Here is a 24,262-nt window from a genome sequence, read left to right on the forward strand (position 1 = left end):
AGCTTGTAACGCCAGAATGCACCTATACTTTTATCAAGTTTGAAACTGTTCCATGCCATAACGGCCAAGATTTCGTGTCAGAAGTTTGACTCAGTTTCAACTATGGTTATCGATAACAAGACGTAAGCAATTAATATGCCTATACTCAAACGAGTTTAGGGCCGTACATAAACAGAACAACAAGGCAGAGTTATGTCGAGTATTCTTGATTCAGTCAACAAACGAACCCAACTCGTAGGTCAAAACCGACTAGAACTATTGCTATTTAAGTTGAATGGTCGTCAACGTTTTGGGATTAACGTATTCAAAGTAAAAGAAGTTTTGCAATGTCCACCGTTAACGACTTTGCCTAAACTTAATCCTTACGTCAAAGGTGTCGCCCATATTCGCGGCACGACTATTTCGGTAATCGATCTGAGTGCTGCAACCGGCGGGCGTCCGTTAGCCAGCACTGAAAATTGCTTTATCATCATTTCAGAATATAACCGCAGCGTACAAGGTTTCTTAGTCAGTTCAGTTGAACGTATCATCAACATGAATTGGGAAGCCATTATGCCGCCACCACAAGGGGCTGGTCGCTATTCCTACTTAACTGCAGTCACTGAAATCGAAGGTGAACTGGTTGAAATTCTTGATGTTGAAAAAATCCTAGATGAAATTTCACCAGTTAAAACTGCAATCAGTGAAGAAGTGAATGAGCAACTGACAATCGATAGAAGTCAGCATTACCATATTATGGTGATTGATGATTCGGCGGTGGCTCGTAAACAAATTATTCGCGCGCTCGAGTCGTTAAACTTACAGATTGATACGGCAAAAGATGGCCGTGAAGCGCTCGATAAGTTAAAAGCTATTGCGGGTGAAATGAATAATGTTGCCGAGGAAATCCCGCTGATTATCTCGGATATTGAAATGCCAGAAATGGATGGTTATACCTTAACGGCAGAGATCCGCGACGATCCAAAGCTTAAGCATATCAAGGTGGTACTACATACCTCGTTAAGCGGCGTGTTTAATCAGGCTATGGTACAAAAAGTGGGCGCTAATGATTTTATCGCCAAATTTAACCCAGACGAATTAGCTGCGGCAGTGAACAAGCATTTAAGTTTGTAGTGAAAGTGTGGGTTAGTGCCTAGTGGTGCTTTACGCTATAATCTAGCCCTTATTACATGATTGTTGGCACTTATTTGGGTGCTTGCTATAGGATCTAGGACGTGAATGTGCCTGACAAATCACTCGCTGAAGCCGAATATAATCAATTTAGGTTGTTCTTAGAACAACACAGCGGCATCGTACTGGGGGAAAATAAACAGTACCTAGTGCGTAGCCGTCTCGCGCCTTTGATGGGCAAATATAATCTGCCTTCGTTATCCGATGTGGTGAAACATTCGATGAAGCCAACGGAGCGCGCGTTGCGGGCGGAAGTCATTGATGCTATGACGACCAATGAAACGCTTTGGTTCCGTGACCGCTATCCGTTTGAGTTACTAGGCAATGTATTGCTACCTGAATACAGTAAGTTGGGCCGTCCATTAAAGATATGGTCGGCTGCCTGTTCGTCTGGTCAAGAGCCTTACTCGTTGGCAATGACGATTTTAGAATATCAACAGAAGAAGCCGGGAGCTTTGCCGGGAGGCGCTTCAATTCAAGCGACCGATCTTTCGCCTTCTATGTTGGAACGCTGTAAGAATGCTGAATACGATAGCTTGGCGCTAGCGCGTGGCCTATCGGAGGAACGTAAGCGCCAGTTTTTTGATGCTTTGCCCTCTGGCAACATGCGGGTAAAAGACAACGTTAAGCGTTTAGTCAATTTCCGCGCCCATAACCTGCTTGAGAGTTACACTTTGCTGGGCAAGTTCGACATTATTTTCTGTCGAAATGTGCTGATCTATTTTGCCCCTGAGGCAAAAGCAAAAATTTTGCGGCAATTTGCTGCCGCATTAAATCCGAAGGGCATACTTTTTCTCGGCGCGTCAGAATCCATTGCAGGCCTGACCGATGAGTTTGACATGGTGCGTTGCAACCCTGGTATTTATTACCAGAAGAAAACCTAATTAAATGATATTAAATAAAAATTACCGACATTAGTCGGTAATTTTTTACCTCGCAAAACCTCATATCTACACATTTCGATTAATTACTACTTTTTGGCACATGAATTGCTTTGTTCCCGTGAGAGTCACGATGGAGGCAATTTTATGGCGATTAGTTTTGATAAGGCATTAGGGGTACACCAATTTACGTTGGGGATCCGTGCCGAGCGTGCCGAAGTGATTTCTAGCAATATCGCAAACGCTGATACGCCACATTATAAAGCCCGTGACGTCGATTTTTCTGCGGCCTTAAATGTTGCTAAAACCCAGCAACAGCAGCGCAATAGCCTTGAGATGACTGGCGATGAGCAGCATTTTGGCCTTGCACAATTAACGGGACAATACGTGAAGTTCCGTGTGCCAAATCAGCCAGATACTGGAGATGGCAATACTGTTGATATTCAACAGGAACAGTCGGCATTTATGCAAAATGCGCTTGAATATCAAATGTCTCTAGGATTTTTGGACAGTAAGTTTAGTGGCATGAAGAAAGCGTTGAGAGGGGATTGATCATGAGTTTATTTAGTATTTTTGATGTGGCGGGTTCTGGCATGTCAGCTCAGTCTGTCCGCCTCAACACCACCGCGAGTAACATTGCCAACGCCGACTCCGTTTCTAGCAGCATAGATAAAACTTACCGCTCTCGTCATCCGATTTTTGAAGCTGAAATGGCCAAAGCGCAAAGTCAGCAACAAGCCTCTCAAGGTGTGGCGGTAAAAGGCATAGTTGAGAGTGATAAACCCCTATTAAAAGAGTATTCGCCGGATCACCCAATGGCGGATGCGGATGGCTTTATCTACAAGCCGAATGTGAATGTCATGGAAGAAATGGCGGATATGATTTCTGCCTCTCGCTCATATCAGATGAATGTTCAAGTCGCTGAAGCCGCAAAATCTATGCTGCAACAAACACTTGGGATGGGTAAATAATATGCGCTATTTAGGAGGTAAGCTGTGAGCCTCATTAACCAACTTAGCCAGACCTCGGCTCAGACGACTCAAACTAAGAGTCAATCGAATACGGTGGCGACTAATACTACGAGCACAACGAGTACATCAACGGGTAATCCTTTTTTAGATGGCATCCGTTTGCCTAGCGAATCCATTGTCCCTGAAGCTAAAAGTCAGCAGCTGACACAGGAAGATTTTTTCTCGTTACTCAGTCAGCAGTTGTCGATGCAGGATCCATTTAAGCCCGTCGACAACGATCAGATGATTGCGCAAATGGCATCCTTTTCGACCGTGGATGGTATTTCAAAGCTTAACGATGAAATCGTCAATTTAAACAGTGTGATGACCTCGAGTCAGGCGCTGCAAGCATCGGGGTTAGTTGGACGTAAGGTATTGATCCCAACCGATACCGGCAATGTGTCGACCGAAAGCCCCACCTTGAGTGGTGTGGTGAGTACGCCAGATAAAATTCCTGTGATTAACGTGCGTGTACTGGATGATAAAGGTCAAGTGGTCAGTACCTTTAACATCGATGGCAGTGAGGGCGGCAACATCCCTGTGACATGGGATGGCCTGAATAAGAATGGCGAGCCTGTCAGTGCCGGTAATTACACCATTAAAGCCAGTGGACTTGTCGATGGTAAATCTCAAGAGCTTGCCGTCTCGACCTATGCCCATGTGACCAGTGTTTCGTTAGGTACTGCAAGCACTGGGGCGATTTTGAATCTTCGCGGTGGTGCAGGTATTAAGCTCTCTGATGTGCTTGCGGTATCAGAAACCTAATTTGTCAGTATTAAGTTGGACCTGAGTCCTTAATTGAATTGAGTGAAATGTAGAGGTGAATTATGTCGTTTAACATTGCATTGAGTGGCATTTCTGCTGCACAGAAAGACTTAAACACTACAGCGAACAACATCGCGAATGCTAATACCATTGGCTTTAAAGAATCGCGTGCTGAATTTGCGGATGTTTACGCTAATTCAATTTTCTCTAACTCTAAAACCGCCGTCGGTGGTGGTGTGGCAACGAGCCAAGTGGCGCAGCAATTCCACCAAGGTAGTTTGCAGCTGACCAATAACTCTTTAGATTTAGCGATCAAAGGGGGCGGTTTTTTTGTGACCGCATCTGAGATTGGTACTTTAGATCATCAGTTTACCCGTGCTGGTGCATTTAAAGTCGACAAAAATAATTATATGGTTGATTCAGCAGGTAATTATTTACAAACCTTCCCTGTAGATAAAGACGGTAACTCGACATCAGTCAGTTTAACCACCGCTAAGCCAGTACAAATTCCTGATACTGCGGGTAGCCCTGTTCAAACCGAAAACGTCACCCTGCAGATGAACTTGAACGCGAAAGAAGGTTCACTCGATCCTGCTGCCTTTGATCCATTGGACTCCAAAACCTATAACAGCGTGACCTCGATGACGATTTACGACTCACTCGGTGAGCCACATATCATGACCACCTATTTTGTGAAGCCAAATAACGGCTCCTATAACGGTGAAAACAACTGGGTTGCCTACTACGCGATTGATGGTAAGCAAGTGGATGTGTCTGGCCCAGCGGGGACTTATCAGACTGATACCAACGGTGATGGTACACCTGATGCGACTGGTACAGCCCAAACTGCTGGTGGTTGGAAAGGTTCAGTGTTGAAGTTTAACTCTGTCGGCGTGTATACCGGCAGTGATCCAGCGGTCGTGACAACTGAAGCATTAGGCGTGGGTGGTGCAGGCGTGTTAGGCCCAGGTGCCGATGGCACTCAAGATGTGACTATTAAGTTTAATGCACCGACTCAGTATTCGGCGCCGTTTGCGGCAACAGAATTAACGCAGGACGGTACGACAGTAGGCCGTTTAACAAACGTTGAAATCGGTGAAGATGGTTTGATCACCGCCAGTTACTCTAACGGTTCAACCGTGCCATTATCCCGCGTTGCCTTAGTTCGCTTTGCCAACGAGCAAGGTTTGACCCAAGTAGGTAACACTTCATGGAAGGCCAGCCTTGAGTCGGGTCCAGCGCTTGCGGGTGAACCAAACAGTGGTACATTCGGTAGCATCAGTTCTTCGGCGTTAGAGCAATCTAACATCGACTTAACGACTGAGCTGGTGGATTTGATTTCGGCGCAACGTAACTTCCAGGCCAACTCTCGTACCCTCGAAGTGAACAACACCCTGCAACAAACTGTACTGCAAATTCGTTAAGCTGATTTCTCCCTTTTCTAAGTGTTGCCGCTGGCGGCAACACTTAGCCTCTTTTGGCCTTGTAGCCATTCCCTCATAATCTTCTCCCAATTTATCAGTAAATTAGCCATTAATTTTATTGGCATGATGCTTGCTTTGCTATTGGCAGGTTGAAAATTTGACGGAGCAGTCTGTGGACAAATTCCTCTACATATCCATGAGCGGAGCTAAGCAAAACATGAATGAGTTGGCATTGCGTGCCAACAACTTAGCTAACGCCAATACCGATGGATTTAAGTCGGACATGGCGCAAGCCAGATCGATGCAAGCCTTTGGTGAAGGATTGCCATCGAGGGTTTTTGCCATGGTCGAAACCCCCTCCGCCAATTTTCGAGCAGGCCCCATCAAAACCACAGGGCGAGATCTTGACGTTGCCATTAAAGGTGATGGTTGGTTCGCAGTGCAGGCAAAGGATGGTAGTGAGGCCTATACCCGTTCAGGAAGCTTAAGTTTCGACTCAACAGGGTTATTGCATAACGACCGCGGTAATCCTGTGATGGGCGATGCGGGGCCGATTGTGTTACCGCTGCCGATTGAAAAAGTCACCATTTCACAGGATGGCATTATCTCGGTACGTCCTCAGGGCGCGACAACGGAAGTGATCGAAGAGGTGGGGCGATTAAAGCTGGTCAATCCCGGTAATGCGCAAATGATGCGCGGTGAGGATGGGTTGTTCCGTTTGGTATCGGGCAATCCGGCACCAACCGACCCAAACGTGTTTGTTGAGAGTGGTGCTGTAGAGGGCAGTAACGTCAATCCAGTGGATGAGATGGTGTCCTTAATCGACCTACAGCGACAATTTGAATTGCAAGTGAAGATGATGAAAACCGCGGAAGAAAACGACCGCGCGGCTTCTTCATTAATGCGGATTAGTTAGGAGATAAATTATGCATCCAGCCTTATGGATTAGTAAAACTGGCTTAGACGCACAGCAAACCGATATTGCGGTGATTTCAAACAACGTCGCGAACGCCAGCACCGTCGGCTACAAAAAGAGCCGCGCCGTCTTTGAAGACTTACTCTATCAAACCGTTAACCAAGCGGGGGGCATTAGCGCCTCGAACACTAAGTTGCCAAACGGTTTAAATATCGGTGCGGGTACCAAAGTGGTGGCCACCCAAAAGATGTTTACCCAAGGCAATATGTTGACCACGGATAACTCACTCGATCTGATGATTGAAGGCCCTGGCTTTTTTGAAGTGCAGTTACCCGACGGCACCACAGCTTATACCCGTAACGGTCAATTTACCTTAGATGATACAGGCCAAATTGTCACGCCAGGTTCGGGTTATGTACTGCAACCTGCGATCACGATTCCTGAAGATGCGACCAGTATTACGGTATCTGCTGAAGGTGAGGTTTCTGTTAAGACGCCGGGCGCCGCAGAAAACCAAGTGGTGGGGCAGCTCAGCATGTCCGACTTTATTAACCCATCGGGTTTAGATCCTATGGGACAAAACCTGTACACCGAAACCGGTGCCAGTGGCACGCCTATCCAAGGCACAGCATCACTCGATGGTATGGGGGCGATTCGTCAAGGCGCGTTAGAAACCTCTAACGTAAACGTGACCGAAGAGCTGGTGAATCTTATTGAAAGTCAGCGGATCTACGAGATGAACTCCAAAGTGATTTCGGCGGTTGATCAGATGCTGGCTTATGTGAATCAGAATCTATAGAGGCACATTATCATGGCTAGATATTTTATATTGGCCGCTGCGCTCTTGCTTACGGCATGTAGCTCTACCCCCAAGAAGCCGATTGCAGATGATCCCTTCTATGCGCCGGTATATCCCGAAGCGCCGCCAACCAAAATTGCCGCGACAGGGTCAATTTACCAAGACAGCCAAGCGGCCAGTCTCTATTCGGATATTCGCGCCCATAAAGTGGGTGACATCATCACTATCGTGTTGAAGGAAGCGACTCAAGCGAAAAAGAGCGCGGGTAATCAGATCAAAAAAGGCTCTGACATGTCGCTCGACCCCATTTATGCCGGTGGCAGCAATGTGTCGATTGGCGGAGTTCCCCTCGACTTACGCTATAAAGACAGCATGAACACTAAGCGGGAATCCGATGCCGATCAAAGCAACAGCTTAGATGGCAGTATCTCCGCCAACGTGATGCAAGTGCTCAATAACGGCAACTTAGTGGTGCGCGGCGAAAAATGGATCTCTATTAACAACGGCGATGAGTTTATCCGAGTGACGGGGATTGTGCGTTCGCAGGATATCAAACCGGATAACACAATCGATTCAACCCGTATGGCCAATGCGCGTATTCAATACAGCGGTACTGGTACCTTCGCCGAAGCACAAAAAGTGGGCTGGTTAAGCCAGTTCTTTATGAGCGATTGGTGGCCCTTCTAAGGAGTCGTATCATGAAATTGAAACTGATTTTAGCCGTTGCCATGCTGGTGTTTTCACTGCCTAGCCAAGCCGAGCGCATTAAAGATATTGCCAATGTTCAAGGGGTTCGTAGTAACCAATTGATTGGCTACGGCTTGGTCGTCGGTTTACCCGGTACGGGCGAAAAGACCCGTTACACCGAACAAACCTTTATGACCATGCTGAAAAACTTTGGGATTAACTTGCCCGATAATTTCAGACCCAAAATTAAGAACGTAGCTGTGGTGGCTGTGCATGCGGATATGCCAGCCTTTATCAAACCCGGCCAAGAATTGGATGTCACCGTATCTAGCCTAGGTGAAGCGAAAAGCCTGCGTGGCGGCACGCTATTGCAAACCTTCCTCAAAGGGGTTGATGGCAATGTGTACGCGATTGCCCAAGGCAGTTTAGTGGTCAGCGGCTTTAGCGCCGATGGTTTGGATGGCTCTAAAGTCATTCAAAATACGCCAACCGTGGGTCGTATTCCTAACGGCGCGATTGTTGAACGTAGCGTCGCAACACCATTTTCAACTGGCGATTATTTGACGTTCAACCTACGTCGCTCGGATTTTTCTACCGCGCAGCGCATGGCCGATGCCATCAATGACTTGCTTGGCCCCGATATGGCGCGGCCATTGGATGCGACCTCTGTGCAGGTCAGTGCGCCAAGGGATGTGTCACAACGGGTGTCTTTTTTAGCCACGCTCGAGAATATCGAAGTGGAGCCTGCTGAAGAGTCTGCCAAAGTGATTGTGAACTCCCGTACTGGCACGATTGTGGTTGGACAGAACGTCAAGTTATTGCCAGCCGCGGTAACGCATGGTGGCTTGACTGTGACTATCGCCGAAGCGACTCAGGTGTCTCAACCTAATGCCTTGGCGAATGGTCAAACAACGGTGACGAGCAACAGCACGATCAATGCGAGCGAAAGCAATCGCCGGATGTTTATGTTCAATCCTGGCACGACCTTAGATGAGTTAGTGCGAGCCGTAAACTTGGTGGGCGCGGCCCCTTCAGATGTACTTGCCATCCTCGAAGCGTTAAAAGTGGCAGGTGCTTTGCATGGTGAACTTATCATCATCTAATTTCTGTCGGGAAAATCATGGAAAAGCTTTCAAGTTCATCACATTTTCTTGATCTGGGCGGGCTCGATTCCCTGCGCGCCCAGGCTCAGAAAGATGAGAAGGGCGCCTTGAAAAAAGTCGCCCAACAATTTGAAGGCGTGTTCGTGCAAATGCTGATGAAGAGCATGCGTGATGCTAACGCAGTGTTTGAATCCGACAGCCCACTTAACAGCCAATACACTAAGTTTTATGAGCAAATGCGGGATCAGCAGTTATCCGTCGATTTATCGGATAAAGGTGTGCTGGGTCTTGCAGACATGATGGTGCAGCAATTATCCCCCGAGTCGAGCCAGTTTACGCCTGCATCCGTGTTGCGTAATGACGGCGGCATGAAGCTGCAACATGATGCCAAAGCGTTCAACATTCCCGCGCAAAGCTCATCAACTGCAGAAACCCAAAGCGCCGTAACGCCAGTCGTTGCAGCCCAAGGCGTGCCAGCCTCGATTGCGCGCCCAAGTGTTGAGATGGATAACGCCGATGGCGTGACGTCTTCCTTAGATATCGATAGACCCGAGCGTTTGTTGGCCATAGATACGCCAAGACCTACTTGGTCAGAACAGCCCTTATCACCAATCGAACCTGTGATCAGCGGCCAAATCTTGCCGACGGCGGCATTTCGGGAGACGCAAAAGACCCTTAAGTTTGGTAGCCGTGAAGAATTTTTGGCAACACTCTATCCCCATGCGGAAAAAGCCGCCAAAGCCCTTGGCACTAAACCCGAAGTGTTATTGGCACAATCGGCCCTTGAGACGGGCTGGGGTCAAAAAATTGTCCGCGGCAATAATGGCGCGCCTAGCCATAACCTATTCAACATTAAAGCCGACCGTCGTTGGCAAGGTGATAAAGCTAACGTGAGTACCTTGGAATTTGAGCAGGGTATTGCCGTTAGACAAAAAGCCGATTTTAGGGTGTATGCCGATTTCGAGCACAGTTTTAACGATTTCGTATCCTTTATCGCTGACGGTGAGCGTTATCAAGATGCCAAGAAAGTGGCGGCGTCACCGACTCAGTTTATTCGCGCATTGCAGGATGCTGGCTATGCCACCGATCCTAAATATGCTGAAAAAGTCATTAAAGTCATGCAGTCCATCAGTGAAGAGCTGAAATCGATACTGCCAGGAGAAGACAAATGACCATTCTTCATAGGATGTTAGTGTTGGGGAGTATCGGCTGATGGCTATCGATCTATTAAATATCGCCCGTACCGGCGTGCTTGCTTCCCAGTCGCAATTGGGGGTGACCAGTAATAACATCGCCAACGCCAACACCGCGGGTTATCACAGACAAGTGGCGACACAAACCACCTTAGAGTCTCAACGTCTTGGCAATAGTTTCTATGGCACAGGTACTTATGTTTCTGACGTTAAACGTATTTATAACGACTACGCCGCGCGTGAATTACGTATTGGCCAAACCACGCTGAGCGCTGCTGAAGCGAGCTATGGCAAGTTGAGCGAACTTGACCAAGTCTTCTCGCAAATCGGCAAAGTGGTGCCGCAGAGTTTGAACGATCTGTTTTCTGGCCTTAACAGTCTAGCGGACTTACCTGCTGATTTAGGTATTCGCAGTTCGACCCTAAACGATGCCAAACAATTGGCAAACAGTTTGAATCAGATGCAGTCGACGCTAAATGGGCAACTCAGTCAAACCAATGATCAAATCACTGGCATGACTAAGCGTATCAATGAGATCAGCACTGAACTTGCCAATCTTAACCTCGAGTTGATGAAATCACCCAACCAAGACGCCATGTTACTGGACAAACAAGATGCGCTGGTGCAGGAGCTGAGTCAGTACGCGCAGGTAAATGTGATCCCCTTAGAAAATGGCGCCAAGAGCATTATGCTCGGCGGCTCGATTATGTTGGTTTCGGGCGAAGTCGCTATGTCAATGAATACCGCGACAGGCGATCCATTCCCCAACGAATTACAGTTGATGTCGACAATTGGATCGCAGAGTGTAAAGGCTGATCCGAGTAAGTTAGGTGGCCAGCTCGGTGCACTATTTGAGTATCGTGAGCAAACTTTAGTGCCTGCGAGTTTAGAACTCGACCAACTGGCCCTCGGGGTTGCCGATAACTTTAACAAGTTGCAGGCCCAAGGATTCGACCTTAACGGCCAAGTGGGCGGCAATATCTTTAAGGATATCAACGATCCTTTGATGTCTCTGGGTCGTGTTGGCGGATTATCAGGTAACACTGGCAATGCAACCTTAGGTGTCAATATTGACGATACCAGCGCCTTATCGGGAGGCTCATACGAGCTGTCTTTTACAGCGCCAGCCACCTATGAACTCAGAGATACACAAACTGGTGCGATTACGCCACTGACTTTAAACGGCACTAAGCTCGAAGGCGGCGCGGGATTCTCGATTGATATCAAAGCCGGAGCCATGGCTTCGGGTGACCGATTTGCTATTCGCCCCACAGCAGGTGCGGCGAATGGTATTGAAGTAGTGATGACAGATCCGAAAGGCATTGCCGCGGCTGCGCCCAAAATCACCCCTGATGCGGCAAACTCAGGCAGTACTCAAGTGAAGGTAACGCAAATTACCAACCGTAATGCGGCAAACTTCCCGACAACAGGTAGCGAACTGACGATTCAATTAGATACCACTGCCGTGCCGCCAACCTTTGAAGCCTTCGATGCCAATGGCACATCCCTTGGCGCGCCAGCGGCGTACACACCACCGAGCATTAGTGCGTTTGGCTTTACCTTTGAAGTCGATAGCAGTGCGGCGGCCGCGGGTGACAAGTTTACCTTCGATTTATCCTTTGCCGAAGGGGATAACACTAACGCCTTGGCAATGGCCAAACTTAGCGAAACCAAAGTGATGAATGGCGGTAAATCAACGCTTGCCGATGTGTTTGAACAGACTAAGCAAGATATTGGTAGTCAAACCAAGGCGGCAAGCGTGCGAGTCGATTCCGCAGAGGCCATTTATCAACAAGCTTATGCAAGAGTCGAGAGCGAATCGGGCGTGAACTTAGATGAAGAAGCGGCCAACCTGATGCGTTTCCAACAGGCCTACCAAGCGTCTGCGCGGATCATGTCAACCGCCCAGCAAATTTTTGACACCCTACTGACCTCAGTGCGTTAGGAGAAGTGACGATGAGACTATCAAGTGCGCAGCTCTTTAATCAAAGCATTAGTAGTGTGCTGCAAAAACAAACGGCTACGAGCAAGATTCTGGATCAGCTCAGCAGTGGTAAAAAGGTCAATACCTCAGGGGATGATCCGGTTGCGGCTTTAGGTATCGATAACCTGAATCAACGCAATGCCTTAGTCGATCAATTTATGAAGAATATCGACTATGCCAATAATCGTCTCGCAGTCACTGAGAGTAAGTTAGGCAGCGCCGAAGATTTAACGGCATCAATCCGTGAACAAGTGATGCGCGCCGTGAACGGCACCTTATCCGACTCAGAGCGGCAAATGATTGCCGATGAGATGAAAGATAGCCTCGAAGAGTTGCTTTCTATTGCCAATAGCAAGGATGAATCAGGTAATTATCTGTTTTCAGGATATAGCACAGACAAACAACCCTTTGCTTTTGATAATTCAACGCCGCCAAAGATCGTTTACAGCGGTGATTCTGGCGTGCGTGATAGCTTAGTTCAGTCCGGTGTGGCCCTTGGCACCAATGTTCCAGGTGATCATGCCTTTATGAAAGCGCCTAATGGGCTTGGTGATTATAGCGTCAATTATTTGGCCAGCCAGCAAGGTGGATTTAATGTTGATACGGCCAAAATAGCCGATCAGGCTACTTATGTTGCTGATACTTATACCTTTAATTTCTCTGATAATGGTGCTGGCGGTGTCAATCTGCAGGTACTTGATTCTGCGAACAATCCTGTTGCAAACGTAGCTAACTTCGATGCCACTAACCCTGTGAGTTTCAATGGTATTGAAGTGAAGATCGACGGTAAACCCAGTGCTGGCGATAGTTTCAGCATGGAGCCACAGGCCGAAGTTAGTATTTTCGATACGATCAGTAATGCGATCGCTTTGATCGAAGATCCCAATTCTGCAAATACACCCCAAGGTCAAGCGAAGTTGGCACAGATATTGAATAATATCGACAGTGGCGTCAATCAGATCAGTTCAGCCAGAAGTGTGGCGGGGAATAATCTGAAAGTCGTCGAGCGTTACAAGGATACTCATACAGAAGAGAAAGTGGTGAATACTTCGGCGCTTTCACTGCTGGAAGATCTGGATTATGCGTCAGCGATTACGGAATTTGAAAAGCAGCAGCTTGCATTGAACGCAGTCTCTAACGTGTTTAGTAAGGTGGGTTCTGTTTCCCTGTTTGACTTTATTTAACAGAAAGCAAAGACCTAACCCTCTGTAAGATAAATTGTTAAAAATTTAGCCAAGCTCCAAGCCTTGGCAGTATAACTAGGAAGAGGAACTCAACATGGCTATTACCGTTAATACTAACGTGACTTCGATGAAGGCACAGAAAAATTTAAATAGCTCTGGTAATGCGTTAGCTACATCAATGGAAAGATTATCCAGTGGCTTGCGTATTAACAGTGCTAAAGATGACGCCGCTGGTTTAGCGATTTCTAACCGCTTAAATAGCCAAGTTCGAGGCTTAGAAGTCGGTATGCGAAATGCAAATGATGGTATTTCTGTTGCACAAGTTGCAGAAGGTGCAATGCAAGAGCAAACCAACATGTTACAGCGTATGCGTGATTTATCTGTTCAGTCAGTTAACGGTGCTAACTCCACCAGTGACAGGGAAGCGTTACAGGCGGAATTAGACCAATTAGTCTCTGAAATTACAGCAATTTCATCTTCAACGGCATTTGGTGATACTAAACTGCTCAGTGGTGGTTTTACAGCTAAGAGCTTCCAAGTTGGCCATCAAGAAGGCGAAAATATTTCAATTTCAATTTCTGCAACAGATGCCACCACTCTTGGGATTAGTGGCCTTGCATTATCTACTGATGTAGGTGCATCAACTGCGATTGGAGCAATTGATGCGGCATTGAAGCTGATCGATACACAACGTGCGACTCTCGGTGCTGTTCAAAACCGTCTAGCACATAACATCAGCAACAGTGCGAACACTCAAGCGAACGTGGCCGATGCGAAGAGCCGTATTGTGGATGTCGATTTTGCGAAAGAAACAGCCCAAATGACTAAAAATCAGGTGCTACAGCAAACTGGTAGTTCAATGTTGGCGCAAGCGAATCAGCTGCCGCAAGTTGCATTATCTCTGTTGGGTTAATTTTTCACTTGAAGAGCTAAAATGCCCATTCCTCGAATGCGTAGGATGGGCATCTCTATTTTTCATGTAGATATTTCTGCATCCACTCAGCTCGAATTCCTGCGCTTGAGAAGCTCACGTTGTAAGCATGGCCGTTTAGATAACTTCACCTAATTAGCGCTTTGAATTAACCGCTTTCATCTGTGTTGTTTAGTATAAAAAGGGTTAGTTTTCTCGCTCTAATAACCAAGAATTTTCCCGCAAGATGTATTCGTTAGCATAGTACGGTTCATGTTGGCACAGAGCCATTTCTTTATTTCTCAGTACGATACATAGTACTGGTGAATTTCCCTCCTAAAAAATAAAAAGATGACTAAAGTTTTTATTCCCAGTGCCGTTACCTAGGGCAGATAGATTGATTCGCCTAAAATGCGGGCAAGCTCTTAACTAGGCTTAATGAGGTATAATCATGGCAATTACAGTAAACACAAACGTGACTTCAATGAAGGCACAGAAGAACTTGAATGCATCGGGTAATGCTTTGGCAACCTCAATGGAGCGTTTGTCGAGCGGTTTGCGTATCAATAGCGCGAAAGACGACGCTGCAGGCTTGGCGATTTCTAACCGTTTAGACAGTCAAGTGCGTGGTTTATCTGTTGGTATGCGTAATGCGAACGATGGTATTTCAGTAGCACAAATCGCAGAAGGCGCGATGCAAGAGCAGACCAACATGTTACAGCGTATGCGTGACCTGACGGTTCAAGCGGTAAACGGTGCAAACTCTACTAGTGACCGTGATGCAATTCAGGCTGAGATTGACCAATTAGCATTAGAAATCACCGCAATTTCTAACACCACTGCATTCGGTGATACTAAGTTACTGAGCGGTGGCTTTACAGGTAAGAGCTTCCAAGTTGGCCACCAAGAAGGCGAGAATATCTCTATCTCGATTTCGGGAACTGATGCAGCAACATTAAGCGTGGATGCATTACTTGTTTCTTCTGACGCAGTAGCTTCCACCGCAACGGGTTTAATTGACGCCGCAATTAAGACTATCGACACCCAGCGCGCGAAGTTAGGTGCAACACAAAACCGTTTAGCCCATAACATTAGCAACAGTGCTAACACTCAAGCTAACGTAGCCGATGCGAAGAGTCGTATTGTGGATGTGGACTTTGCGAAAGAGACATCGCAAATGACGAAGAACCAAGTATTGCAACAAACAGGTTCAGCAATGCTGGCGCAAGCGAACCAGCTGCCTCAAGTGGCGTTATCTCTACTTTAAGCAGATATTGCAGCCCTTTCGATGCCCACAGACTGTTGCAGTCGTGGGCATTTTTGTATGTGGAAATTAGTTAAGAAATTTGTTTCAGAAAAATCATTTTTTTTCCTAAAGCTTTTCCGCCACTGGCCGTTATAAATAGTGAACAGATTCACTTAGCCTGGAAAACAGGCAAGCTCTTAACCAGGCTTAATGAGGTATAATCATGGCAATTACAGTAAACACAAACGTGACTTCAATGAAGGCACAGAAGAACTTGAATGCATCGGGTAATGCTTTGGCAACCTCAATGGAGCGTTTGTCGAGCGGTTTGCGTATCAATAGCGCGAAAGACGACGCTGCAGGCTTGGCGATTTCTAACCGTTTAGACAGTCAAGTACGTGGTTTATCTGTTGGTATGCGTAATGCGAACGATGGTATTTCAGTAGCACAAATCGCAGAAGGCGCGATGCAAGAGCAGACCAACATGTTACAGCGTATGCGTGACCTGACGGTTCAAGCGGTAAACGGTGCAAACTCTACTAGTGACCGTGATGCAATTCAGGCTGAGATTGACCAATTAGCATTAGAAATCACCGCAATTTCTAACACCACTGCATTCGGTGATACTAAGTTACTGAGCGGTGGCTTTACAGGTAAGAGCTTCCAAGTTGGCCACCAAGAAGGCGAGAATATCTCTATCTCGATTTCGGGAACTGATGCAGCAACATTAAGCGTGGATGCATTACTTGTTTCTTCTGACGCAGTAGCTTCCACCGCAACGGGTTTAATTGACGCCGCAATTAAGACTATCGACACCCAGCGCGCGAAGTTAGGTGCAACACAAAACCGTTTAGCCCATAACATTAGCAACAGTGCTAACACTCAAGCTAACGTAGCCGATGCGAAGAGTCGTATTGTGGATGTGGACTTTGCGAAAGAGACATCGCAAATGACGAAGAACCAAGTATTGCAACAAACAGGTTCAGCAATGCTGGCGCAAGCGAACCAGCTGCCTCAAGTGGCGTTATCTCTACTTTAAGCAGATATTGCAGCCCTTTCGATGCCCACAGACTGTTGCAGTCGTGGGCATTTTTGTATGTGGAAATTAGTTAAGAAATTTGTTTCAGAAAAATCATTTTTTTTCCTAAAGCTTTTCCGCCACTGGCCGTTATAAATAGTGAACAGATTCACTTAGCCTGGAAAACAGGCAAGCTCTTAACCAGGCTTAATGAGGTATAATCATGGCAATTACAGTAAACACAAACGTGACTTCAATGAAGGCACAGAAGAACTTGAATGCATCGGGTAATGCTTTGGCAACCTCAATGGAGCGTTTGTCGAGCGGTTTGCGTATCAATAGCGCGAAAGACGACGCTGCAGGCTTGGCGATTTCTAACCGTTTAGACAGTCAAGTACGTGGTTTATCTGTTGGTATGCGTAATGCGAACGATGGTATTTCAGTAGCACAAATCGCAGAAGGCGCGATGCAAGAGCAGACCAACATGTTACAGCGTATGCGCGATCTGTCGGTTCAAGCAGTAAACGGTGCAAACTCCACTAGTGACCGTGATGCATTGCAAGCTGAGATTGACCAATTAGCATTAGAAATCACCGCAATTTCTAACACCACTGCATTCGGTGATACTAAGTTGCTAACAAGTGCTTTCAACGCGAAAAACTTTCAAGTAGGCCACCAAGAAGGCGAGAATATCTCTATCTCGATTTCTGCTACAGATGCATCAAGTTTGGGTGTTAATGCTTTAGCATTATCAACTGACATATTAGCTTCTACTGCAACAGGTGCGATTGATGATGCAATTAAAGCGATTGACACCCAGCGCGCGAAGTTAGGTGCAACACAAAACCGTTTAGCTCATAACATTAGCAACAGTGCTAACACTCAAGCTAACGTAGCCGATGCGAAGAGTCGTATTGTGGATGTGGACTTTGCGAAAGAGACATCGCAAATGACGAAGAACCAAGTATTGCAACAAACTGGTTCAGCAATGCTGGCGCAAGCGAACCAGTTACCTCAAGTTGCCTTGTCATTACTGTAATATAGTTTTTACGGTGCAAACTGATAAGGGAGGTTCGGTGACGGATCTCCCTTTGCTGCATTAATATGGTCGAATGTTTAGGGTGTTTGTTAGAGGGCACCTAATTTGATGAGGTATCGCTATGGACATCAATATAGCAAGTTTACCTACTATGGTTCACAATAGAACCGATACTCCACAAGCACCTGTGAAGGAGCCTGTAGTAGGTGAGGTTGAAGTAAAGGATAGGAGTATTGCTTCTGTTGTTGAGCAAGTTTCGGAGCAAAAAACATCTGATAATGAACAAGATCCGAGTAAACTTACACAAGTTGCGACAGAGTTGTCGGATATGATGTCTATGATGCGAAAAGGGCTCTCATTTAAAGTTGATGAAAATTCGGGTCAAGCAGTCGTGACTGTTTTAGACAAAGATACTGGAGATGTGATCAGACAAATGCCTAGCGAAGAAGCATTGGCGCTTGCAGAGAAACTATCGGAAGTAACAGGTTTATTGATGAAAACTGAAGCTTAGCTTTGAGTTTAAGCAAATACTTGAGTTGAGGACATTATTATGGCATTAACGGCTACAGGCATGGGTTCAGGCCTTGATATCAGCAATATCGTAACGGTATTAGTTAATGCCGAAAAAACCCCTAAAGAAGCCATCTTTAACAAAACTGAAGATACAATTAAAGCTAAAGTTTCTGCTATTGGAACACTAAAAAGTGAATTATCTAAATTTCAAGATGCGCTTAAGAAACTCCAATCTGGTGATGCACTAAACCAGCGTAAAGTTACAACAGGTGATAGTAAGTTTATCAATGTGACAGCTGATAAAACGGCCAAACCAGGCTCTTATGGAATTAAAGTTGAGCAATTAGCTGTTAATCATAAAGTTGCTGGAACAAACGTTGCGGACCGAACTCTGGGCGTAGGTGAAGGGACATTAGATTTTGCTATCAATGGTAGCTCATTCTCAGTGTCTGTAGCTGCAACAGACTCTCTCGATGAAATCGCTAAAAAGGTGAATGAGGCATCTGGAAATGATGCTGTTACCGCAACAGTCATTACCAGTGATGCGGGTAGCCGTCTTGTGTTTAGTTCAAATAAGACTGGTGAAGATAATCAAATTAGTGTTACCGCAAATGACACCTCCGGGACTGGCTTAAATGATATGTTTGGAGCCAGCAATTTATCGACGTTACAAGCCGCTAAGAATGCAATTGTTTATATTGATGATCAGAAAGTCACTTCACAAAGCAATGAAGTAAAAGGGGCTATAACTGGTGTTACGATCAATTTAACAGATGCTGATGTAACAAAAACATCAACACTGAAAATTGAGCAAGACAATGATGCTGTTAAAGAAAATGTCAAAGCCTTCGTCGATGCTTTCAACAGTTTAAATACTGCAATTGATAAAATGTCCTCATACGATAAAGATAAAAAAACGGCATCAGCTTTACAGGGCGATTCAATGATCCGGTCGATTGAGTCGCAATTACGTAATATGATCAGCGAACGAGTGAGTACCGACACTGGCGATATTGCTTTATATGACATCGGTATCAAGACAGATAAATATGGTAAGTTATCTATTGATGATACAAAACTCGATAAAATGATTTCTGAAGATATGTCGAGTATAGAGTCGTTGTTTGCAACTAAAGATACGGGCTTAGCAAATAGGTTAGATAAATTAGCGAATAGTTATGTAAAGAGTGATGGTTTAATCGCGAGTCGTCAAAATGCTTATACTAATCAACAGAAGCGTCTTGATGAACAAAGGGAAGCGTTTTCTCTTAAGATGGAGCAGCTAACTGCTAGATTAACAAAACAGTTCAACAAAATGGATTTAGTTGTTGGAAGCCTCAATCAGCAGAGCTCTGGTTTAGCCGATAGATTAAATTCACTTCCAGGAGTGATTGCTAAATAGTTATCCGTATGAGGTTAAGGGGATGATGTGGAACAGCTAGATGAACTAAATTCTGAATTATTGGAAACACTTCAGCTGCTGGAAAAAATTGCTGCCGAAGATGAGGCCTCGGATGATTTGGTATCAAAATTGCTTGAGCAAGTTGAGCGACGTCAGGTTTTGCTTAATACACTCGCAGTCGAACCGACAGAAGAATGTCGAGTTTATCTAGAGAAACAATTTGATTTAACTAATGAATTGATAGAAAAATCGAAAATTGTACAGTCAGAACGTCAAGTGTTGTTGCAAATGGCAAACCGAAATAAACGTCAAATTAATGTATACAAAGCAATAGATTTAGACAGGTAGGTGTTTATGAGAGGGTCACTGCAATCATATCGGAAGGTTTCATTAGACAGTGAGATTGGAGTTGCATCACCACATCGTATTATTCAATTGATGTTTGCAGGTGCACTGCAGCGCCTAGCGCAAAGTCGTTATGCTATAGAACAAAATGATTTAGCGAGTAAAGGTATTTATATCAGCAAGGCTGTTGGTATTATTACAGGATTAAATAGCAGTCTAAACATGGAAGCGGGGGGGCAAATTGCTAAGAATCTTAGCGATCTTTACGATTTCATGCTGCGAAAAATCACTGAAGCTAACCTCAATAATGACGTAAAAGCGATTGATGATGTGTGCGATATTTTACGCACTATCAAAGAGGGCTGGGATGCCATTCCTGCCGATAAACACAATATGTCTTCGCATTCAGAAGCTCGTTAATTGTGTTATAGAACAACAGGAAAAAGGACGCACCGAGTGCGTCTTTTTTTTGGCTCTAGTCAATTTATTGACATAATTGACTAGAATCATGGGATAAATGAACTAAAATCAATTCAGTTTGGCATAATCCGCATTCGAAGCTTGCTTCTCGACTGCTGATAATACAATATTCATCACAGTAGTGATGGTGGCACAGATTGTTACATTGAATTTGTTAAGCTTTTACAGCAACTAATCATAAATAATTAATGCGAATTGATACCTAATTAGCGCTTTACGGCCTACTGAATGATGCAAACAGATCAACGAATTTTACTTGTCGGAACCCCATCAGAGCGATTAAATCGCCTGTGTTGCATTTTTGAATTTTTGGGCGAGCAAATCGAGATTGTCGCCATCGGAAAATTAAGCACTAGCCTCCAAGATACCCGTTATCGCGCTTTGGTGATCAGCACAGAGACTGTGTCCGTTGACGAATTAAAGTCGATCGCGAATCAGTATCCTTGGCAACCTATCTTGTCCTTTGGCAATGTGGGCGAGTTACAGGCTGCAAATATCCTAGGTCAAATCGAAGAGCCATTAAACTATCCGCAACTCACTGAGCTGCTGCATTTTTGCCAAGTGTATGGCCAGGTTAAACGTCCACAAGTCCCAACGAGTGCAAATCAAACCAAATTATTCCGGAGTTTAGTGGGCCGCAGTGAAGGCATTGCTAATGTTCGTCATTTGATCAGTCAGGTTGCGACGTCTGATGCGACGGTGTTAGTGCTCGGGCAGTCGGGCACGGGTAAGGAAGTGGTTGCTCGTAATATCCATTACTTGTCTGAACGTCGTGATGGTCCCTTTATTCCGGTTAACTGTGGTGCGATTCCGCCAGAACTACTCGAAAGCGAATTGTTCGGTCATGAGAAGGGCTCTTTTACGGGCGCCATTAGCTCGCGTAAGGGGCGTTTCGAGCTTGCCGAAGGTGGCACACTGTTTCTCGATGAAATCGGTGATATGCCTTTGCAGATGCAGGTCAAGTTACTGCGCGTGTTGCAAGAGCGTGTCTTTGAGCGTGTCGGCGGCACTAAGACTATCAATGCCGATGTGCGTGTAGTTGCTGCGACTCACAGAGATCTTGAAAGCATGATCACGGGTAATGAGTTCCGTGAGGATCTGTATTATCGTCTCAACGTCTTTCCAATCGAAATGCCGGCATTAAGCGACCGTAAAGATGACGTTCCCTTACTGTTGCAAGAGCTGGTAAGCCGAGTCTATAACGAAGGCCGTGGCAAAGTTCGCTTTACTCAACGTGCGATTGAATCGTTAAAAGAACACGCTTGGTCGGGTAACGTGCGTGAACTGTCTAACCTTGTCGAGCGCTTAACGATTTTATATCCGGGCGGGTTAGTCGATGTGAATGACTTGCCTATCAAGTATCGTCATATCGATGTGCCTGAATACAGTATCGAGCTCAGTGAAGAACAACAGGAACGTGATGCGCTGGCGTCCATTTTCACCAGTGAAGAGCCGGTTGAAATCCCTGAAACCCGTTTCCCGAGCGAGTTACCGCCGGAAGGGGTTAACCTTAAGGATCTGTTGGCTGAGCTTGAAATCGACATGATACGCCAAGCGTTAGAGCAACAGGATAACGTGGTTGCACGTGCCGCCGAGATGCTCGGTATTCGCCGCACGACCTTAGTTGAGAAAATGCGTAAGTACGGAATGACGAAAGAATAGTCATATTCCAGTTGTTTATCCTATTGTTTTAACTATCTAAATTCATTTCTTAATTTGGCATAGAATCTGCAAACACTCCGTCAGAAGCAATTTTTTGACGGAGTGACTATGTCAGCCCATCCACTAGCGCAACTTGAAACATTCAAGCACACTAGCAAACAATGGAACCAACTGCGTGAGGCCGCCAATATGTCCAATCGAATGGAGCATATTTTACAGGCTATGCCCTCTGGCGTGGTGATTTTGAACGGTGACGGTATTGTCACCGATGCCAACCCTGTTGCCGTGGAATTGCTGGAGCAGTCGCTATGCGGTGCCCGCTGGATTGATGTGATCCATACGGCGTTTGCACCACAGGACGATGACGGCCATGAAGTGTCACTGCGTAATGGCCGCCGAGTCAAATTAGCTATTACCCCATTAACGCCGGAACCTGGGCAATTAATTGTGCTGACGGATCTGACCGAAACCCGGCTACTGCAAAAGAATCTTTCCCATCTGCAGCGCTTATCAGCCCTCGGCAAAATGGTCGCGACGCTGGCGCATCAGGTGCGTACGCCTCTGTCGGCTGCACTGCTTTATGCTGCGAATTTGGCCAGTCCCAAATTATCTGAATCTGCTAAGGCAAAATTTCAGCAAAAATTAGTCGATAGACTCAATGAGCTTGAACGCCAAGTTAACGATATGCTGCTGATGGCCAAAGGGCGGCAGGATGAATTGGGCGAGTTAGTTAACATTGATGAAGTGATCAATACTGTCATGGCGAACTGTGAGCCGATTGTGGCTCAGCGCGGCGCAGCATTGACCGTCACCAATGACTCCAACGGTTTAATGCTAGCGAATGTGAATGCGCTCAGTTCTGCCGTGAATAATCTGGTGATGAATAGCCTTGAAGCCGGAGCAACGCAGATCCAAATCGTCGCTAATGATATCGGCGAGCAGTTAGCCCTCAATGTGGTCGACAATGGCAAAGGGTTGGATGCCAAGATGCAACAAAAAGTGTTGGAGCCTTTCTTTACCACCAAAGCGCAAGGAACGGGCCTAGGCTTAGCCGTTGTGCAGTCGGTGGTGCGCAATCATGGCGGACAAATCCAATTGAGTTGTATGCCCAATAAAGGTTGTACTGTGTCGCTGACGTTCCCACAGGCGAAATCGGCGACTGTATTGCCGCTGGAGAAACCCTATGTCTGAAGCCAAATTACTCTTAGTCGAAGACGATGCGTCCCTGCGTGAGGCTTTGCTCGATACCTTGATGTTGGCGCAATACGACTGTATCGATGTGGCTTCCGGCGAGGAAGCCATTATCGCATTGAAGCAACATCAGTTTGATTTAGTGATCAGCGATGTGCAGATGCAGGGCATTGGCGGCTTAGGCTTATTAAATTACTTACAGCAGCATCACCCCAAGCTGCCAGTGTTATTGATGACGGCGTATGCCACCATTGGCAGTGCGGTCAGTGCAATTAAATTGGGCGCCGTCGATTATTTGGCTAAACCTTTTGCTCCAGAGGTGTTGCTCAACCAAGTTTCCCGCTATTTACCGCTCAAACAAAATAGTGATAAGCCAGTGGTTGCCGACGAAAAGAGTCTCGCGCTCTTGTCTCTGGCGCAGCGGGTAGCTGCATCCGATGCCTCTGTGATGATCCTTGGGCCAAGCGGCTCGGGTAAAGAAGTGTTAGCCCGTTATATTCATCAACATAGCAGCCGTGCTGATCAAGCATTTGTGGCCATTAACTGTGCGGCTATCCCCGAGAATATGCTCGAGGCGACCTTATTTGGTTATGAAAAGGGCGCCTTTACCGGTGCTTATCAGGCGTGTCCTGGTAAATTTGAGCAGGCGCAGGGCGGCACCTTATTACTCGATGAAATTTCAGAGATGGATTTGGGACTTCAGGCTAAACTGCTGCGTGTGTTGCAAGAGCGTGAAGTGGAGCGTTTAGGCGGTCGCAAAACCATTAAGTTAGATGTTCGGGTGCTTGCCACCTCGAATCGGGATTTAAAGGCCGTCGTTGCCGCGGGGCAATTCCGGGAGGATCTCTATTATCGCATCAACGTGTTTCCACTGACCTGGCCAGCTTTGAATCAACGCCCTGCGGATATTTTGCCCCTCGCTCGGCATTTGCTAGCTAAGCACGCGAAAGCGCTCAATGTGCTTGATTTGCCTGAGTTTGATGAGGCAGCTTGTCGTCGTTTACTCAGTCATCGCTGGCCAGGTAATGTGCGCGAGTTGGATAACGTTGTCCAACGCGCGTTAATTTTACGTGCTGGAGCTGTGATTAGCGCCAACGATATTATTATCGATGCCCAAGATGTGCCTCTGTTATCCGATGAAGCCGAATTCGCTAATGAGCCTGAAGGTTTAGGTGAAGAGTTGAAGGCGCAGGAGCATGTGATCATTCTCGAAACCCTAGCGCAATGCCAAGGTAGCCGTAAGTTGGTTGCCGAGAAACTCGGGATCAGTGCGCGTACCTTAAGATACAAGATGGCCAGAATGCGAGATATGGGGATTCAATTGCCCAACTAAGTTGGTT

The 24,262-nt window shown here is 46.2% G+C and carries 24 protein-coding genes; all 24 read left to right on the forward strand.

The annotated features are described in order from the left end of the window. Window positions 1-192 precede the first annotated feature (192 nt). The 24 genes from K0H60_RS06815 (at window position 193) to K0H60_RS06930 (ending at window position 24,255) form a co-directional block, all read left to right on the forward strand. Window positions 193-1,113, forward strand: coding sequence for a chemotaxis protein CheV (locus K0H60_RS06815; RefSeq protein ID WP_088212012.1), 921 nt, complete (start codon window positions 193-195; stop codon window positions 1,111-1,113). A 101-nt stretch (window positions 1,114-1,214) separates the two neighbouring features. Further along, a complete protein-coding gene (locus K0H60_RS06820) occupies window positions 1,215-2,054 on the forward strand; it encodes a CheR family methyltransferase (protein WP_176399945.1) in 840 nt (279 codons plus the stop codon). Window positions 2,055-2,198: 144 nt separating this feature from the next. Then, window positions 2,199-2,603, forward strand: coding sequence for a flagellar basal body rod protein FlgB (flgB, locus tag K0H60_RS06825; protein ID WP_088212011.1), 405 nt, complete (start codon window positions 2,199-2,201; stop codon window positions 2,601-2,603). A gap of 2 nt (window positions 2,604-2,605) precedes the next feature. Continuing rightward, the gene (gene flgC, locus K0H60_RS06830; RefSeq protein ID WP_011622048.1) at window positions 2,606-3,022 is read left to right on the forward strand and encodes a flagellar basal body rod protein FlgC; all 417 of its coding nucleotides are present in this window, start codon (window positions 2,606-2,608) and stop codon (window positions 3,020-3,022) included. Window positions 3,023-3,046: 24 nt separating this feature from the next. Continuing rightward, a complete protein-coding gene (gene flgD, locus K0H60_RS06835; protein WP_220057668.1) occupies window positions 3,047-3,826 on the forward strand; it encodes a flagellar hook assembly protein FlgD in 780 nt (259 codons plus the stop codon). A gap of 62 nt (window positions 3,827-3,888) precedes the next feature. Then, window positions 3,889-5,250, forward strand: coding sequence for a flagellar hook protein FlgE (flgE, locus tag K0H60_RS06840; protein WP_220057669.1), 1,362 nt, complete (start codon window positions 3,889-3,891; stop codon window positions 5,248-5,250). 172 nt (window positions 5,251-5,422) lie between these two features. After that, a complete protein-coding gene (flgF, locus tag K0H60_RS06845) occupies window positions 5,423-6,166 on the forward strand; it encodes a flagellar basal-body rod protein FlgF (RefSeq protein WP_088212008.1) in 744 nt (247 codons plus the stop codon). Between the two features lie 10 nt (window positions 6,167-6,176). Beyond that, a complete protein-coding gene (flgG, locus tag K0H60_RS06850) occupies window positions 6,177-6,965 on the forward strand; it encodes a flagellar basal-body rod protein FlgG (protein WP_011625678.1) in 789 nt (262 codons plus the stop codon). A 12-nt stretch (window positions 6,966-6,977) separates the two neighbouring features. Next, the gene (gene flgH / locus K0H60_RS06855) at window positions 6,978-7,652 is read left to right on the forward strand and encodes a flagellar basal body L-ring protein FlgH (protein WP_088212007.1); all 675 of its coding nucleotides are present in this window, start codon (window positions 6,978-6,980) and stop codon (window positions 7,650-7,652) included. An 11-nt stretch (window positions 7,653-7,663) separates the two neighbouring features. After that, a complete protein-coding gene (locus tag K0H60_RS06860; RefSeq protein ID WP_088212006.1) occupies window positions 7,664-8,755 on the forward strand; it encodes a flagellar basal body P-ring protein FlgI in 1,092 nt (363 codons plus the stop codon). 17 nt (window positions 8,756-8,772) lie between these two features. Beyond that, window positions 8,773-9,927, forward strand: coding sequence for a flagellar assembly peptidoglycan hydrolase FlgJ (gene flgJ / locus K0H60_RS06865; protein ID WP_220057670.1), 1,155 nt, complete (start codon window positions 8,773-8,775; stop codon window positions 9,925-9,927). A gap of 40 nt (window positions 9,928-9,967) precedes the next feature. Further along, window positions 9,968-11,893, forward strand: a complete 1,926-nt coding sequence (gene flgK / locus K0H60_RS06870; protein WP_220057671.1) for a flagellar hook-associated protein FlgK — start codon at window positions 9,968-9,970, stop codon at window positions 11,891-11,893. An 11-nt stretch (window positions 11,894-11,904) separates the two neighbouring features. Continuing rightward, window positions 11,905-13,116 (forward strand): flagellar hook-associated protein FlgL, encoded by a 1,212-nt coding sequence (flgL, locus tag K0H60_RS06875; RefSeq protein WP_220057672.1) that lies wholly within the window; start codon window positions 11,905-11,907, stop codon window positions 13,114-13,116. Between the two features lie 94 nt (window positions 13,117-13,210). Next, on the forward strand, window positions 13,211-14,029 hold the full coding sequence (locus K0H60_RS06880; RefSeq protein ID WP_188870094.1) for a flagellin N-terminal helical domain-containing protein: 819 nt from the start codon (window positions 13,211-13,213) through the stop codon (window positions 14,027-14,029). A gap of 448 nt (window positions 14,030-14,477) precedes the next feature. Then, window positions 14,478-15,293, forward strand: a complete 816-nt coding sequence (locus K0H60_RS06885) for a flagellin N-terminal helical domain-containing protein (protein WP_220057673.1) — start codon at window positions 14,478-14,480, stop codon at window positions 15,291-15,293. 202 nt (window positions 15,294-15,495) lie between these two features. Continuing rightward, on the forward strand, window positions 15,496-16,311 hold the full coding sequence (locus tag K0H60_RS06890) for a flagellin N-terminal helical domain-containing protein (protein ID WP_220057673.1): 816 nt from the start codon (window positions 15,496-15,498) through the stop codon (window positions 16,309-16,311). A gap of 202 nt (window positions 16,312-16,513) precedes the next feature. Further along, on the forward strand, window positions 16,514-17,329 hold the full coding sequence (locus K0H60_RS06895) for a flagellin N-terminal helical domain-containing protein (protein ID WP_220057674.1): 816 nt from the start codon (window positions 16,514-16,516) through the stop codon (window positions 17,327-17,329). Between the two features lie 121 nt (window positions 17,330-17,450). Beyond that, entirely contained in the window at window positions 17,451-17,840 is a 390-nt protein-coding gene (locus K0H60_RS06900; RefSeq protein WP_220057675.1) for a flagellar protein FlaG, read from the forward strand. Window positions 17,841-17,879: 39 nt separating this feature from the next. Beyond that, on the forward strand, window positions 17,880-19,244 hold the full coding sequence (fliD, locus tag K0H60_RS06905) for a flagellar filament capping protein FliD (RefSeq protein WP_220057676.1): 1,365 nt from the start codon (window positions 17,880-17,882) through the stop codon (window positions 19,242-19,244). 27 nt (window positions 19,245-19,271) lie between these two features. Next, window positions 19,272-19,592 carry a flagella biosynthesis chaperone for FliD, FliT gene (locus K0H60_RS06910; RefSeq protein WP_188871571.1) on the forward strand — a complete coding sequence of 107 codons (321 nt, stop codon included), beginning with the start codon at window positions 19,272-19,274 and terminating at the stop codon, window positions 19,590-19,592. Between the two features lie 6 nt (window positions 19,593-19,598). Continuing rightward, window positions 19,599-20,009 carry a flagellar export chaperone FliS gene (gene fliS / locus K0H60_RS06915; protein ID WP_220057677.1) on the forward strand — a complete coding sequence of 137 codons (411 nt, stop codon included), beginning with the start codon at window positions 19,599-19,601 and terminating at the stop codon, window positions 20,007-20,009. Between the two features lie 288 nt (window positions 20,010-20,297). Further along, complete coding sequence (locus tag K0H60_RS06920; protein WP_220057678.1) at window positions 20,298-21,731, forward strand: sigma-54 dependent transcriptional regulator; 1,434 nt, start codon at window positions 20,298-20,300, stop codon at window positions 21,729-21,731. A gap of 108 nt (window positions 21,732-21,839) precedes the next feature. Further along, the gene (locus K0H60_RS06925) at window positions 21,840-22,922 is read left to right on the forward strand and encodes a sensor histidine kinase (RefSeq protein ID WP_220057679.1); all 1,083 of its coding nucleotides are present in this window, start codon (window positions 21,840-21,842) and stop codon (window positions 22,920-22,922) included. Beyond that, entirely contained in the window at window positions 22,915-24,255 is a 1,341-nt protein-coding gene (locus tag K0H60_RS06930) for a sigma-54-dependent transcriptional regulator (protein WP_220057680.1), read from the forward strand. The genes K0H60_RS06925 and K0H60_RS06930 overlap by 8 nt, the downstream gene beginning before the upstream one ends. Window positions 24,256-24,262 lie beyond the last annotated feature (7 nt).

The organism is Shewanella mangrovisoli (assembly GCF_019457635.1).
Lineage (GTDB): Bacteria > Pseudomonadota > Gammaproteobacteria > Enterobacterales > Shewanellaceae > Shewanella > Shewanella mangrovisoli.